The 15519-nt window shown below is 38.1% G+C and carries 16 protein-coding genes; 7 read left to right on the forward strand and 9 right to left on the reverse strand.

From position 1 onward, the window contains the following. Window positions 1-3: 3 nt before the first annotated feature. Window positions 4-750 (reverse strand): carboxylesterase, encoded by a 747-nt coding sequence (locus MHB40_RS20645; RefSeq protein WP_342533379.1) that lies wholly within the window; start codon window positions 748-750, stop codon window positions 4-6. Between the two features lie 189 nt (window positions 751-939). Then, entirely contained in the window at window positions 940-1167 is a 228-nt protein-coding gene (secG, locus tag MHB40_RS20650) for a preprotein translocase subunit SecG (RefSeq protein WP_205445394.1), read from the reverse strand. A gap of 205 nt (window positions 1168-1372) precedes the next feature. Between secG and MHB40_RS20655 the strand changes: the two genes are divergently transcribed. From MHB40_RS20655 to dltD, 7 genes are all read left to right on the forward strand, one after another. After that, complete coding sequence (locus MHB40_RS20655; RefSeq protein WP_342533380.1) at window positions 1373-2620, forward strand: transglutaminase domain-containing protein; 1248 nt, start codon at window positions 1373-1375, stop codon at window positions 2618-2620. Window positions 2621-2768: 148 nt separating this feature from the next. Further along, complete coding sequence (locus tag MHB40_RS20660) at window positions 2769-4415, forward strand: alkaline phosphatase (protein ID WP_342533381.1); 1647 nt, start codon at window positions 2769-2771, stop codon at window positions 4413-4415. 279 nt (window positions 4416-4694) lie between these two features. Beyond that, window positions 4695-4832 (forward strand): teichoic acid D-Ala incorporation-associated protein DltX, encoded by a 138-nt coding sequence (locus tag MHB40_RS20665; RefSeq protein ID WP_004228095.1) that lies wholly within the window; start codon window positions 4695-4697, stop codon window positions 4830-4832. A gap of 18 nt (window positions 4833-4850) precedes the next feature. Then, window positions 4851-6326 carry a D-alanine--poly(phosphoribitol) ligase subunit DltA gene (dltA, locus tag MHB40_RS20670; RefSeq protein ID WP_342533382.1) on the forward strand — a complete coding sequence of 492 codons (1476 nt, stop codon included), beginning with the start codon at window positions 4851-4853 and terminating at the stop codon, window positions 6324-6326. Next, window positions 6323-7486 carry a D-alanyl-lipoteichoic acid biosynthesis protein DltB gene (gene dltB / locus MHB40_RS20675; protein WP_342533383.1) on the forward strand — a complete coding sequence of 388 codons (1164 nt, stop codon included), beginning with the start codon at window positions 6323-6325 and terminating at the stop codon, window positions 7484-7486. Before dltA ends, dltB begins: the two co-directional genes overlap by 4 nt. 42 nt (window positions 7487-7528) lie before the next feature. Then, a complete protein-coding gene (gene dltC / locus MHB40_RS20680) occupies window positions 7529-7762 on the forward strand; it encodes a D-alanine--poly(phosphoribitol) ligase subunit 2 (RefSeq protein WP_016994756.1) in 234 nt (77 codons plus the stop codon). Beyond that, window positions 7759-8934 carry a D-alanyl-lipoteichoic acid biosynthesis protein DltD gene (gene dltD / locus MHB40_RS20685; RefSeq protein ID WP_342533384.1) on the forward strand — a complete coding sequence of 392 codons (1176 nt, stop codon included), beginning with the start codon at window positions 7759-7761 and terminating at the stop codon, window positions 8932-8934. The genes dltC and dltD overlap by 4 nt, the downstream gene beginning before the upstream one ends. A gap of 165 nt (window positions 8935-9099) precedes the next feature. Here dltD and MHB40_RS20690 read toward each other — a convergent pair whose 3' ends face one another. From MHB40_RS20690 to tpiA, 7 genes are all read right to left on the reverse strand, one after another. Beyond that, complete coding sequence (locus MHB40_RS20690) at window positions 9100-9921, reverse strand: methyl-accepting chemotaxis protein (protein WP_342533385.1); 822 nt, start codon at window positions 9919-9921, stop codon at window positions 9100-9102. Window positions 9922-9997: 76 nt separating this feature from the next. Continuing rightward, complete coding sequence (locus MHB40_RS20695; protein ID WP_342533386.1) at window positions 9998-10366, reverse strand: hypothetical protein; 369 nt, start codon at window positions 10364-10366, stop codon at window positions 9998-10000. A 111-nt stretch (window positions 10367-10477) separates the two neighbouring features. Then, window positions 10478-11005: a DUF6241 domain-containing protein gene (locus tag MHB40_RS20700; protein WP_342533387.1), complete on the reverse strand. Its 528-nt coding sequence runs from the start codon at window positions 11003-11005 to the stop codon at window positions 10478-10480. A gap of 402 nt (window positions 11006-11407) precedes the next feature. Further along, window positions 11408-11695, reverse strand: coding sequence for a site-specific integrase (locus MHB40_RS20705; protein WP_342534806.1), 288 nt, complete (start codon window positions 11693-11695; stop codon window positions 11408-11410). Between the two features lie 220 nt (window positions 11696-11915). Continuing rightward, window positions 11916-13208, reverse strand: coding sequence for a phosphopyruvate hydratase (gene eno / locus MHB40_RS20710; RefSeq protein WP_342441527.1), 1293 nt, complete (start codon window positions 13206-13208; stop codon window positions 11916-11918). A gap of 2 nt (window positions 13209-13210) precedes the next feature. Then, entirely contained in the window at window positions 13211-14752 is a 1542-nt protein-coding gene (gene gpmI / locus MHB40_RS20715) for a 2,3-bisphosphoglycerate-independent phosphoglycerate mutase (RefSeq protein ID WP_342533388.1), read from the reverse strand. Beyond that, window positions 14745-15506, reverse strand: coding sequence for a triose-phosphate isomerase (gene tpiA, locus MHB40_RS20720; RefSeq protein WP_342534807.1), 762 nt, complete (start codon window positions 15504-15506; stop codon window positions 14745-14747). The genes gpmI and tpiA overlap by 8 nt, the downstream gene beginning before the upstream one ends. Window positions 15507-15519: the final 13 nt, after the last annotated feature.

The raw sequence follows: 15519 nt of genomic DNA on the forward strand, positions 1-15519 counted from the left end.
TATTTATTGTGCCCAATTTAGGCTTTCTAAAAAGCGATAAATATCTTCATGTAATTGATCTTTTTCTTGATCTAATGTAATAACATGTTTTGAGTTTTCATACCACTTGATGTGCTTTTCAAGTGACTCAGTTTGATTATATATAATGTTGGCAGATTCTGTCTCTATTACTTCATCATTTGTAGCTTGTACGACAAAAATAGGCGCATAAATCATGTCAATTTCTTGACGAGTACGGGCTATAAATTCTCGCAACTGCTGTAGAGATGGCATGCCATTTTCAGCAATGAGCGCAACTTCAGATTCAATTTCTTCTTCCTGTTTCCCTTGGAACTTTTTATAGTCCCTTGCATATTTCAAGACACCCTCAAACATAACGTCGGTTGTACGCATTGTCATGGGGGCACACATTGTGACAATTCCTTTAACAGGATTATTTAATGCAATGTTTAACGCCATGACACCGCCTAATGAAAGGCCAGCAACGGCAATTTCCTGATAGCCAGCATCCTGCAACTGTTTGTAGGCGGCAACGACATCCTGCCACCAGTCTGCTGGTCCTGTTGTGATTAGTTCTTCTGGTTCCACACCGTGACCTTTATAGTGAGGTGCTAATGTAGTATACCCTTTTTTCTCTAAAAATCTACCAAGCATTCGCACGTCTGCAGAGCTTCCTGTGAAGCCGTGTAATAATAAAACAGCACGTGATCCTGCTTGAAAGAAAAATGGCTGTGATAATGTTTTGTTCACTGTAAGCACTCCTTCATTCTAAAACACTTATACATACTATACCCATTATAGTCATCTCGATGATGTCCAGCGATTGACATTTGGATATTGCGTTACAATTCATTTTTTACTACAGAGAGAGGATTTACCATTTAACAATGATAAAAGAAAACGCCCAACCAATTCGGTTAGGCGATATATCTTCAACTATTAGATTTTTGTAATAGCGATTGCTAAAATAAAGAACACTATAGCTAACACAATTGTTGCACGGTGAAGGATTAAATCCATACCACGCGCTTTTTGCTTTCCAAATAGTTGCTCAGCTCCACCCGAGATGGCACCTGATAAGCCTGCACTTTTACTAGATTGAAGTAATACCACAACGATTAACGCTAATGATACGATAACTAATGAAACTAATACTACTGTATGCATTCACTGCACCTCCCGAACTTTGAAACATCACAACAGACTACATTATAACAAAAAAAGGTTGCCATGACAAACTTAGCTTTATGTTTTGCGGGATTTTTTCCGCTTCATGCCTCTCTCCTTGTCGACTTATGCTACTATTTGTGGATGTCACTCCCTATAAATTAAATTATAATGGCAAAAATGAATTTTTTTGGAGGATGGGAAAATGAATAAAAAATTAACAGCGCTGCTTGTACTATGCTGCATGATTCCCTTTCTTACGGCATGCTCAAAGGCCATTGACATACTTCTTGATGAGGATGATGTAACGACTACGACCTTAGCAGAAGAAACAGAGAATGATATAAAGAAGCCAGAAAGTAAAGCGTTATCTGCTTCTTTTTCACCTAATGATCTTTTCTCTACCTCATTATTTAAGGATGATCCTGCCTTACTACAATTCACTAAAAAAGTAGAAAAACAAGTAGCAAAGTTTGAACAGCACTTTGAAGTCCCTTATACAGGGAAGCTAGCTTTCGAAGATTTTGAAGTGCAGTTGAATGACTTAAATAGCCTGCTTACCTTTGTTGACCCCTATACAGCTGGTTATTTTCTTACTTATGAATGGACTGCTTGGGAAACAGATGATGGCTATTTGGTGGAGTTGTCGATTGATTACTTAACAGATGCCAAGAAGGAGAAAAAGGTCGATCAATATGTAGATGCTTTTGCTGACCAGTATATTACGAAGGAAATGACAGATTTTGAGCGTGCTAAAATCATTAATGATACTGTCGTACAGTTAGCCACTTATACAGAACAAGGCTCTACTGAGGGACAAACGGTTTTTGAGCTAATAGATGAGGAAACTGCTGTATGTCAGGCCTATGCCCTACTAGCTTATCGCCTACTATTGGCTTCGAATGTAGAAGCGAAATATGTTTATGGCTATAGCGAGGATCAGCTGCATGCTTGGAATTTAGTCAGTATCGATGGCAACTGGTATCACCTTGATACAACATGGAATGATGTGGATTCAGCGGAGCCTTATGCGATTTCCTATGAATACTTTTTAGTCAATGATGAAAAACTAAGCCAAGATCATTTATGGGCAAATGAAAACTATTTTGCTGCTACAAATAATGATTATGATTTTATGCATGATATGTGGTATGCCAATACTGTAGATGATGTGATTTATTATAATAGTATCAACGATAATATGGTCTATTCTTATAATTTTGACACCAATGAAAACCATCATATTACAGAAACGGCGTGCTATTATTTAGCTACTTATCAAGAATCCATTTATTGCAGCGACTATGACAATGCTGGCTATCTAACAAAAATTGATGTCCAGGACGGCTCCGAAGAAGTCTTACTCGAAGATGAAGTCCTCAATTTGTACATCGAAGCAGGCACTTTATATTATGAAACGATAGACGGTACACAACATCAGGAAAATTTGTAATGCCCCAAAAGAATCTGTGTGACCTCTACATAGATTCTTTTCTTCCTCATTATTTACAGAATTACCATACTTCATTAACAAACCTTTAACGCTAGCTTTACACCCTTCCTTTACACTTACAGTTGAATTCATCTAAAGGAGGAAAATCATGAAATACGCAAAAAAATGGACTTCATTGTTTTTAGCAAGTGCAGTGACTTTATCCGCAGTTAGTATCCCACAACAAGAGGTACACGCAGCCGAAGTAAAAAAACCGACAAATGTCATTATGCTTGTGATGGATGGTAGCAGTAATAATGCTGTAACCCTTTCTCGTTGGTATAAAGGTGAAAGCCTCGCAATGGATGAAATTTTATCTGGTGCTATGCGCACGTATTCTGCTGAATCAGCCATTACCGATTCTGCGCCTGCTGCTACGGCATTAGCAACTGGCCATAAATCGAACGATAAATATATAGGTGTGCTCCCATCTGTGATTAACTCCCCTGGATTAGCGCAAATCGCTAAGGAAGATGCCTTCCGACCTGTAGCCAATGTGCTAGAAGGAGCTAAGCAGCAAGGTAAGGCGACTGGATTAATTTCTACTTCTGAAATTCAACATGCTACACCAGCTGGTTTTTCTGCGCATGTCAATAATAGAAGTCAATATGGGGATATTGCAGAGCAGCAGGTTTATCAAAATATTGATGTTGTCTTAGGTGGTGGTCTAGAATCCTTATCACCAGGCACAACGAAAAATGCTCGTCAAGATGGTGAGGATTTAATCAAGGTTCTGAATGAAAAAAATTATGATCTCGTTAAAACACGTGATGAGCTATTCAATAGTCAATCCTCAAAAATTTGGGGAAGCTTTGCACCAAGTGCACTTGCTTATGATTTAGATCGAGCTAAAACAAGAGCGTCTGAACCTACACTTGCAGAAATGACAAATAAAGCAATTAATATGCTGAAAAAGGATGAGGACGGCTTCTTCCTCTTTGTAGAAGGTAGCAAGGTTGACTGGGCAGCACATGCCAATGATACAATTGGTATCATTAGTGATATTTTATCGTTTGATGATGCAGTGAAAGAAGCGGTTGATTTTGCGAAGGAAGACGGTAATACGTTAGTCATTGCAGTAACTGATCATGGAAATAGCGGCATTACGATGGGGAACGCTAACACAACTAGTACTTATTCAAGCATTCCAGTCTCTGCTTACATTGATCCGTTAAAAAAGGCTTCAATGACTGTTGAGGGAGCATTAAGTCAACTGAAAGAAGATCGCTCTAATTTAGTAGAGGTTGCTGCCCTTTATGGCTTAGATTCATTAACTGAGGACGAGCTCAAGACATTACAGTCAGCTACAGACTTGGGCAATGCAATGGTAAAAATGCTAGCTAATCGTGCGAACATTGGTTATACAACAGGTGGTCATACGGGTGAAGATGTATTTTTATATTCATTTGGTCCTTCTAAATTGACAGGGTTAGTAGAAAACACTGATTTAGCCCATACAATGGCAGGCTTTATGGGCTTTGACTTAAATACATTAACGAATGATTTATATGTGCCAGCGACAAAGGCATTTACGGAAAAAGGGTTTACAACAAAAATCGATTTATCGGATAAAGAAAACCCAACATTTATTGCACAAAAAGCAGATATTACAGTGAAAATTCCGGTCAATAAAAACACCATGATATATGAACAAACTTCTACAAACACGGCAAAGACGCATACATTTGATACAATCAATGTCTACAATGGCTCTGAATTTTATGTATCTAAAAAAGTGATTAATGAAGTGAAATAAAATGAATAGCACGAACATAAGTTGAGATTATTCCCTTATGTTCGTGCTTTTTTTACATAAGATAACCAGCCAATAGTTTGAAAAACCTACATATTCCCCCAGAACCTTAAATTTACCTTAAATTAATCTTATGATTTACTGAATTCATCTTAATTCAGCAACATTTTTCTCCACATTCCGTCAAATCAGTGTTAAAAACATAAGGTAAGGATTTTTAACTAGTAAATTACTATTTTTTGAAAGTTTAATCCTATACTTTTTTTCATTGGAGGTGGACAAATGCAATCCATCAAAAATAATGAGTATTTACGCTTCATTGGCTTTACGCTATTTTATTTGATTGTTTTGGTACTGTTGTTTCTTATACATGGCTTCCATGATATGAACGCTGGACCATTTATATATACGGAATTTTAAATAAAAGGAGATTAAAATATGTTAAGTATTTTGGCAGCTATTGAACGTGTGGCCATCCAGCAGCCACAAAAAACTGCTTATCAGACACACAATGCCTCCTTAACTTATAGTGAGCTTTGGCATTTATCGGATCGTATTGCCGATTATTTGATGAAGCTTAACTTACGGAGACAGCAACCTATTGTCATTTATGGACATATGTCCCCCCTACAAATTGTTGCCTTTATAGGAGCTGTAAAGGCCGGCCATCCATATGTTCCTGTTGATTCATCAACACCATCTGAAAGATTACAGCTCATTACAGAAGCTTCTGGAGCAGGTTTAGTATTGACAACAGAGCCATTACACATGCAGATGAACATTCCAGTTATGGCAGTGCATGATATTCTGGATACCTCCTCAAAGGACGTAATCCTATCATCCGCAACATGGGTTCAAGATGAGGATATTCATTATATTATTTACACTTCTGGTTCAACTGGTCAACCAAAAGGGGTACAAATAACAGCTAGTAATCTAACACACTTTGTTATGTGGATGCAGGAGCACTTCCCTTTACAGGAAGACGGCGTATTTTTAAATCAAGCACCTTATTCCTTTGATTTATCTGTTATGGATCTCTACCCAGCTCTTGTTGGTGGACACACCCTTTATGCGATTACACAGCAAGAAATTGCTAATCCAAAAGCATTGTTTGATTCATTAGCAACGTCAAATACTCGGGTATGGACTTCTACACCTTCCTTTGCCAAGATGTGTTTGATGAACAAAGAATGGGATCAAAAACTCATGCCTGCATTGGATACTTTTTTATTTTGCGGAGAGGTTTTACCGATAGCGGTATGTAACGAGTTGATGCTTCGTTTTCCACAGGCAACAATTTATAATTTATATGGCCCTACAGAAACAACCGTCGCTGTATCCTATGTAAAGGTGACGACAGAGCTAGCAGCACGCTTCGAACAATTACCGATTGCCCCTATAACGGAGCCAAACGTATCCGTAGCAGGAGATGGAGAAATTATGATTTCAGGGCCAACCGTTAGTGCCGGGTATTTGGGAGCGCCTGAATTAACAGCGAAAGCTTTCCCAATCGTTGATGGCGATCGCATCTATCAAACTGGTGATATCGGCTATGAGCAGGATGGTTATTTGTTTTTCTCAGGTCGTAAGGATTTCCAAGTGAAATTACATGGCTATCGTTTAGAGATTGAAGAGATTGAAAAACAAATCAGTAACCTGCCACCAGTTTCAAGCTGTGTCGTTGTACCTGTTTATAAAGAGAAGGAAATCATTTCTCTTAATGCCCATATTGTTTTACGTGAGCCATTAACAGACGCTGCCTTCAAAACGACAAAGCAATTGAAGACACTTTTATCGGCGTACTTACCTGCCTATATGATACCGAAAACGTTTAAATATATGGATGCTTTACCATTAAATCCAAATGGTAAGGTTGATCGTAAAGGATTGGCGGTTATGGAAACAGTATGACGCCTTATGGAAATATAGCATTTTTTGTGATCATCGGACTTTTATTACTACCTACCATCCTATTAGGGTTACGAGGCAAATCTTCGAAACGCTATAATCTATTTGTCTCGGTAATTGTCTTAGCACTGATCTTCGGACATTCATGGAATGGGACCATTTCGCTTGTACTATTCACGGTCTTTCAGGTAGTCCTTATTGTGGCTTATCAGCGTTACCGACTTCAGCAAAATAGCGGCACTATTTTTATAATAGCTGTGCTTTTATCCATATTACCGCTTATCCTTGTGAAGGTTCTACCGATTCTCGGGTTACATCATTTATTCGGCTTCCTTGGTGTGTCCTACATTACGTTTAAAGCGGTGCAAATGATTTTAGAAACCCGTGACGGCTTGATGAAGGAGAAAATTTCTGTAGTAGAGCTAGTCTATTTCTTATTATTCTTTCCTACCGTATCATCGGGACCTATTGATCGTTGGCGTCGTTTTACGAAGGATTTTCATGCCGTGCCTTCCTCGGAGGATTACCAAAAGCTGCTGTTGAGTGGAATTAACTATATTTTTGTCGGCTTTTTATATAAATTTATTTTGGCATATTTAATTTATAACTACACGCTTATTTATTTGCCTAATCATACGTATAACTATTTGACACCTTTTCAGGGGCAACTAGCGTATATGTATATGTATAGCTTTTATTTATTCTTTGATTTTGCTGGCTATAGTGCATTTGCTGTTGGGGTGAGCCGAATAATGGGTATCCAAACACCGATTAACTTTAACCGTCCATTCGCCAGCCGCAATATTAAAGATTTTTGGAATCGTTGGCATATGAGCCTTTCGTTTTGGTTTAGGGATTACGTCTATATGCGCTTTGTCCTTTGGATGACAAAGAAAAAGTGGTTGAAAAATAAATTTGCTATTTCGTATATAGGCTTCTTTTTACTATTCTTTTTAATGGGTATTTGGCATGGTCTCGAATGGCACTTTGTGGTCTATGGACTCTATCATGCCCTATTGATTATCAGCTTTGATAAATTTGAACGGTGGAATAAAAAGCATAAGCGTTGGCCAAAAAATAAATGGACGCATGCTATTGGCGTAATCATTACGTTTCATGCCATATGCTTTGGCTTCTATATTTTTTCTGGCACATTATTTTAAACAAAGGGCTGTAAGAGCCTGTTCACTAAAGGAGAATTATTAATGGATCAACAACAAGTTTTAGAAATGCTAGTCGAGTTATGTGAAGATGAAATTATTGTAGAAAACCCAGATATTGATTTATTTGAAGAAGGTTTACTAGATTCGTTTGGAACAATTAATTTATTAGTTGAAATTGAAAATCGTTTTAATATTTCAGTACCTATTACTGATTTCAATCGTGAAGAATGGAATACGCCTAATCGAATAGCAGGGAAATTAGCTGAAAGACAATGATCAAAAAAGGCTTTCTTTCTTTATTTATTGCATTCGCTCTTTTTACTGGCTTTGTCTTCTTTCCTAATGCTTGGATTAAAGCCTGGATATCCAATGAGGATGTGGAGCAAGCCAAAACTAACATGTCTCCACTTGTATTTCAAGGCACATATTTACAGGAGCGAATGTTGCAGGAGCCTAGTTCCATGCCTCTATATGGCTCCTCGGAATTAAACCGTTTTGACCCGTTCCATCCATATAATTATACGCGAGCAATTAACGCTCCGTATTCGACATTTATGATTGGACGTGGGGGCATGCAGTCCATTACCCACTTCCTGAATTTTGCAGCACAAGAAAAGAATTTAAAGGATAAAAAAGTGGTCTTTATCACCTCCCCGCAGTGGTTTACAGAGAAGGGCATGGGTGAATTTCACTTTTCACCGAATTACTCCATGTTACATGCCTATGATTTAGCTTTTAATCAGGAGATGGATGCCGCTCTTCGTAAACGAGCAATGGAGCGTCTGCTAGAATTTGATACAGTCAAACGGGACCGTCTCTTAAAGACCATGTTTCAATATCAAATGTCTAACGGCAAGGAAAAGCCAATTACTGGACGTATGGCCATGGTCGCAGGTCGTTTCCACAAGGAATTGCTAGAAAAGAAGGATTTATATTATTCCCTTTTCCCACGTAAAGGTCATGCATTAAAAAGTAATGACAAGCTCATTGCCAATCAAAGCTTTGAACAACAATTGCAGCATGCAGAGGCATATGGTGAGAAACGTGTATCCAATGACTATATGATTGAAGATCGTGCCTATCAGCGACTTGTAAATGCTAAATTTTCAAAGTTTAAAGATATACGGAAAAAAGAGGATTATACAAACTCTCCTGAATATGAGGATTTCCAACTAGTAATAGATGTTTTAAAGGATGCAGGTGCCAAGCCACTATTCGTATCCATTCCGGTTAATGGCTATTGGTATGATTATAATGGCTATCCTGAAGAGCGTCGTCAAAAGTACTACGATAAAATGGAGCAAGTATTACAGGACGCGAATGTTGCCTATGTTGATTTTTCAGATCATGAATATGATCCTTATTTTATAATGGATACGATTCATATTGCCTGGAAGGGCTGGGTCTATCTTGATCAAGAGCTAGACCAACATTGGGCACAGCCATAAAAAATAATCGAGGCTGGGACAGAACTCGATTATTTTGAAAAATAACGAAAACAGATAATAACTTTTTCGCTTCAATGAGTAGAGTGTTCCTTCCTAAATCAAAAAAATGTTAGACCCAAATGCAATCGGTCTAACATTTTTTCCTTTTGTCCCAGCCTCTTCTTATTATCGTAAGAGACCTTTTATGTAAACCGCCATTTGCTCGCTTATATCATTTAGTTTTTCAATGGCTTCACTAAATTGTTGAACCTGCTCTGCCTGATCATTTGAGGCTGCTTCAATTTGCTCCATGCTTTCCATAAGTGCTTGAATATTACTCGTAATCGTTTTAAGAGAGGTTTCAATTTGTTCTGTTGCTGTTGCTGTCTCACTAGAAAGCTTCCTTACCTCTTGCGCTACGATGTTGAAACCTGCACCGTATTGGCCTGCTCGTGCCGCTTCAATCGAGGCATTTAAGCCCAATAAATTAGTCTGTCTCGAAATCGTTTTAATAAAATCTGTTACTTCATTAGAACGAGAAGAATTTTCTAAAGCATGTCGAGATTTTTCTGTAATAGTTTCACTCGTTGCAGACAATTCTTCAGAATGTGCAGCAATCGTATGTACTTTTATTTGGAGTTCTTGAATAATAGCTTGCAAACTGCCCATAAAACCTTCCACTTTTTCTTGCGCATCAACTGGGAAGAGTAGGCTTAATACGGCTACAACTTTACCATTTTCACGCACAGGATAAAGCTCACTATTCATTGCAATCCCAAAATACTCTTTTGGAATGCTACGCTTTAAAATTTGTCCTTTTGTGACACTATGAAAATCAGGTGTATCCTCAAGAATAGTCCCTACTTGTAAATTCGTTTTGACTCTTGTCCCCTCTAATACAAACAGGACTTTTCTTTCCTCTGCACAATTAATGGTCATCGCTATTTCCTTCTTAAAGACTTCATGAAAAATCGGCAACGTCTCTTCTAATGATTGAATAATCCCCATATCTCTATCCCCCTCTATTTTTCTTTATTATACTTGACTGCTTAGGGTATACATACTTTGAGGTATTTTTTGTCTATTATTTAAGGTTGTAGAACGATTGTAAACCAAGGTACTCAGCTGTGGAACCAAGTTGATCTTCAATGCGAAGAAATTGGTTGTATTTTACTACACGGTCTGTACGTGATGGAGCACCTGTGCATGAACCTTGATTTATTATGGTCAATTCTATGAAGTCTACAATAAATTTGGGAGTCTTAGTGAACACAAAAACTTGATATTTCGGATTTCGCTTGTTCCGCATTGTATGGTCCAACTTGTGACCTCGCATGAATAGTTGAATCGCCAAACTCTTTTTGTACACGTTCTTCAATCCATAGGCTTTTGCGTTCAAAGTGATAATTAAATGATAAAGTTCTTTGTCTGTTAGCGGTCTTTCTTCATTCATAAATAAAACCCTCCACCGAAAATTTTTTTGTATCTTAGTAATTGGTGGATTTTGTGTAATAAAAATTAATGATAACAAACAGAAAAATTTACATACAATTCAAAGGTTCACCTATTTTTCATCTGTGTAAAATTGTTCAATATACTGCTCTTCTTCCTCGGGCGATAATAAACGAGTTGCTCTTCCTGAATTTGTTGTGTCATCGCCACCTTGCATTTCCCAAATTTTGTTATGGTCGTCAACGGCGTTTGAAAAATCACCTTTCGACCATCTTTCCAATATTGAAATGTAAAGATCTTTATATTTATAATCGTTCATTTTAACTACAGTTAACAATCGGTCAACTTTTTCTTGTGTTATTCGCTCACGACCCCATTGAGAAGCAGCTTTCACTTTTTGGTGAGACATGCTATGGATGGTTTCATTTACTTTCATTTCCATTAAATTATCAGGATAAAGCAATTCTTCTTTTGTAACTTTTTTATCTTCAAGCGCTACTCCGTCAACAGTTATAGTGGCTCTTTCTTTTTTGGCAACAGGTTTTTCCATTTGTTCGGTGGATTTAATGTAACCAAAAATCCCTCCAAAAATGACCAATACTGCAGTGATAACAATTGCAGATTTTGTTTTTCTCTTCATGTTATTAACTCCTCCTTGTAATTTATATCATTATGCAATTATGTATTGGTTTATATTATGTAATTAGGATAATAATAACAGAATGTTGAAACAAGGTTCAATGAAAAACTATAGTACAAACACTATTCTTAGATAATGGTATATACATTGTATACAGCATGTTAACCAACGCAAAATTGCGTTCGTTGATTAAATACAACTGATACAATTTTGTATGCGTTAATATAGGTAAGTCCATCATAGGTGCTCTCTATAGAGGAGAGTACCTCAATGCGTAAACATTGCTGAGGTATATAGCATTTTGCTAGGTACATAACGTTTTTACAAGGGGGTCGTGTTTTGCGACTCCCTCCAAGGGTCTGAATAATGTTACGAACCTTCTAATTACTATTCGTATCCTTTTCACCAAGGGTGTGCGTAATGTGCATACCTTTCATCACACAACGATTCGGTGCGTGCCATGATGTTTAATGTGACATATTCTTCCGCCACCAAATACGTGTCAAACGACCTCAACGATTTAATTACAGTGTTAATGTAAGTCGCCTTTTTACCAAGATTTAATTGATGTTGAATATATTTTTTCACATGAACTGTAGAAACGTCTTCAATTTCATTCACCTCATGAAACTCGTCCAGATATTGAATGAAGTGAGTTGTATTGTAGTTATAAGTTTCTGTTGTTCTAATTGAATAATTTTAATCTGTAATTAGCATGTAAATTCTTTTAATCAATCTTTGATAAGCAAATAAAAAACCCCCAATCTACAAGTGTTTATCACACTTATAAATCAGAGGTTGAAACAATACATACGTATTGCTAAATTCACCTAAATGTACAACATAGTTCAAATTGTATAAAAAGGTTGTGTATTACTAAGTTCAAAGCATTTTTTCTTAAATCAAATGCTTATTTTATATTATAGAATGAATTTAAACCAAGATACTCTGCTGTTGAACCAAGTTGATCTTCAATGCGAAGAAGTTGGTTGTATTTAGCTACACGGTCTGTACGTGATGGAGCACCTGTTTTAATTTGACCAGCATTTGTTGCAACAGCGATATCAGCAATTGTTGCATCTTCTGATTCACCAGAACGGTGAGAAATAACCGCTGTGTAGCCTGCACGTTTCGCCATTTCAATTGCTTCAAATGTTTCAGTTAACGTACCGATTTGGTTTACTTTGATCAGGATCGCATTTCCTACGCCTTGCTCAATACCAGCTGATAATTTTTTCGTATTTGTTACAAATAGATCATCACCTACTAATTGTACGCGACTGCCGATACGGTCTGTTAATAGCTTGTGTCCAGCCCAGTCGTTTTCGTCTAAGCCATCTTCAATTGAAATGATTGGATATTTGTCTGTTAACTCTTCGTACCAATCAACCATTTCTTCAGAAGTTTTCACAACGCCTTCACCATCTAAGTGGTATTTGCCATCTTCTTTATTGAATAGTTCAGAGGATGCTACGTCCATTGCAAGTTTTACTTCTTCACCTGGTTTGTAGCCCGCTTTTTCAATCGCTTCTAAGATCACTGTAATCGCTTCTTCGTTAGAGCCAAGGTTTGGTGCGAAACCACCTTCATCACCTACTGCTGTGTTGTAGCCTTTTGCTTTTAGAACAGCCTTTAAGCTATGGAAAATTTCAGCACCGATGCGTACTGCATGACGGAAAGATTCTGCACCAACAGGCATAACCATGAATTCCTGAATGTCTACATTGTTATCTGCGTGAGCACCACCATTTAGGATGTTCATCATTGGTACTGGTAATTGTTTAGAGTTGAACCCACCAAGATATTGATAAAGAGGTACATCTAAATAATCTGCCGCAGCATGTGCGACTGCCATGGATACACCTAGAATTGCGTTGGCACCTAGCTTGCCTTTGTTTTCTGTGCCATCTAGCTCGATTAAAGCTTTGTCAATGACCACTTGATCAAGAACAGAATAGTTACCTTCTAATTCTTCCGCAATAATTGTGTTTACATTTTCAACTGCTTTTAATACACCTTTGCCTAGGTAACGAGATTTGTCACCATCGCGTAATTCTACCGCTTCGTATTCACCTGTTGATGCACCTGATGGTACGATTGCGCGGCCAAATGCGCCTGATTCTGTAAATACTTCAACCTCTACTGTTGGGTTCCCACGTGAGTCTAAAACTTCGCGCGCATAAACTTGTGTAATAAATGGCATAATTAATTCTCCTCTTTTTCAATTAATGATTGTCCTGTCATTTCAGTAGGCTGTGACACCTGTAATAATTCTAACATGGTTGGCGCTAAATCGGCTAAAATACCATCATTTCTTAACATTATATTTGGTTTTGTCACAATTACTGGAACAGGATTTGTTGTATGAGCTGTCATTGGCTCACCTGCTAAAGTTAACACTTCATCAGAGTTGCCATGGTCAGCTGTAATAATAGCTGCTCCACCTTTTGCAAGGAGCGCATCTACTACTTTCCCTAAGCATTCATCTACTGCTTCAATGGCTTTAATTGTTGGCTCCAGCATTCCACTATGACCAACCATATCAGGGTTGGCAAAGTTAAGAATAATGCCATCAAATTTTTCAGCCGCAATTTCTGCAAGTAAGGCTGCTGTCACCTCATAAGCAGACATTTCAGGTTTTAAATCGTATGTCGCCACCTTTGGAGAAGCAATTAAAATTCGTTCTTCACCTGGGAATTTTTCCTCACGTCCACCACTCATAAAGAATGTAACATGTGGATATTTTTCAGTTTCCGCAATGCGCAACTGTGTTTTCCCATTCGTCGCTAATACTTCACCAATTGTATTTTTCAAGTTATCATTTTCATAAGCAACCTGTGCGTTGACTTCATCACTATAATGTGTGAAGGACACAAATTTTAAATTCTTTGGATGCTTTGCAGATATTGCAAAACCATCGAATGCTTCATTTGTAAACACTTTTGATAGCTGAATCGCACGATCAGGACGGAAGTTAAAGAAAATCACTGCATCATGATCGCCAATTGTTGCTACTGGCTCACCATGCTCTTGAATGCTAAATGGAATGACGAATTCATCTGTTACTTCACGCTCATAGGATGCTGCTACACCACTTTTGGCACTTTCTGCTGTTTGACCAACGCCATCCACCAGTACATTATAAGTCAGTGCAACACGATCCCAACGTTTATCACGATCCATTGCATAGTAACGTCCATGAATCGAAGCAAATTGCCCTATGCCTATTTCAGCCATTTGCTTTTCTGTTTCTTCGATATAGTCTAATGCCGTTGTTGGACCAACATCACGACCATCTAAGAAGCCATGTATATAAACTTCATCTAATCCCTGCTGTTTAGCTAGTTTTAATAGCGCAAACATATGCTCATAATGACTATGAACACCACCGTCTGACAATAAGCCCATAACATGTAGCTTTGACTGATGAGCTTTAACATGTGCTACTGCATCTAAAAAGGCTTGATTCGTAAAGAAATCTCCATCACGAATGGATTTATTTAAGCGTGTTAAACTTTGGTAAACAATACGTCCAGCACCGATGTTTAAGTGCCCCACCTCGGAATTTCCCATCTGTCCTTCAGGTAATCCAACGGCTTCTCCCGCTGCTGTTAATGTCGCATGAGGGAATTGGCTCCAATATCGATCGAAATTTGGCTTATTCGCCTGTGCTACTGCATTCCCGAATGTTTCATCTCGAAATGCAAAGCCATCTAAAATAATTAATGCTACTGGCTTTTTAGGCATTTGCTGCCGCCTCCAATAATGTTAAATAAGATTCTGGTTGTAAGCTTGCTCCACCAACTAAAGCACCATCAATATGTTCTTTCGATAAAAGCTCCTGAATGTTATCAGGCTTCACACTACCGCCATATTGAATGCGCACAACATTCGCAGTTTCAGCATTATATAGCTCTTCGATTACTGCTCGAATCGCTCCACATACTTGGTTTGCATCGTCTGCCGTAGCGGTTTTACCAGTACCAATCGCCCAAATCGGCTCATATGCAATGACCATATGCTCTACTTGCTGTGCTTCAAACCCAGCAAGTGCCGCTTTAATTTGACCAGCAACCTTTTGCTCTGTTGTGCCAGCTTCACGTTCCTCTAGCGTTTCACCACAGCAAATAATAGGTACGATAGTATGTGCAAGTGCTGCTGCTACCTTTTTATTAATCGCTTCGTCTGTCTCATTGTAGTATTCGCGACGTTCTGAGTGCCCTAAAATGACATAGTCAACATCTACACTTGCTAGCTGTGCTGGACTAATTTCACCAGTAAAAGCACCTTCATTTTCATAGTGCATTGTTTGTGCACCAATCGCCAGCTCTGATTCACTAGCAACTTGCACAAGTGTAGGTAGGTAAAGAGCTGGTGCGCAAATAACAGCATCTACTTTGTCATTGGAAGGAAGTTTTTCCTGTACAGCATCTACAAACTGAATAGCTTCTTCAAATGTTTTAAACATTTTCCAGTTACCTGCAATAATTGGTTTACGCATCATTTTGCCTCCG

This window comes from Lysinibacillus sp. FSL K6-0057, assembly GCF_038630885.1.
GTDB classification, from domain to species: domain Bacteria; phylum Bacillota; class Bacilli; order Bacillales_A; family Planococcaceae; genus Lysinibacillus; species Lysinibacillus fusiformis_F.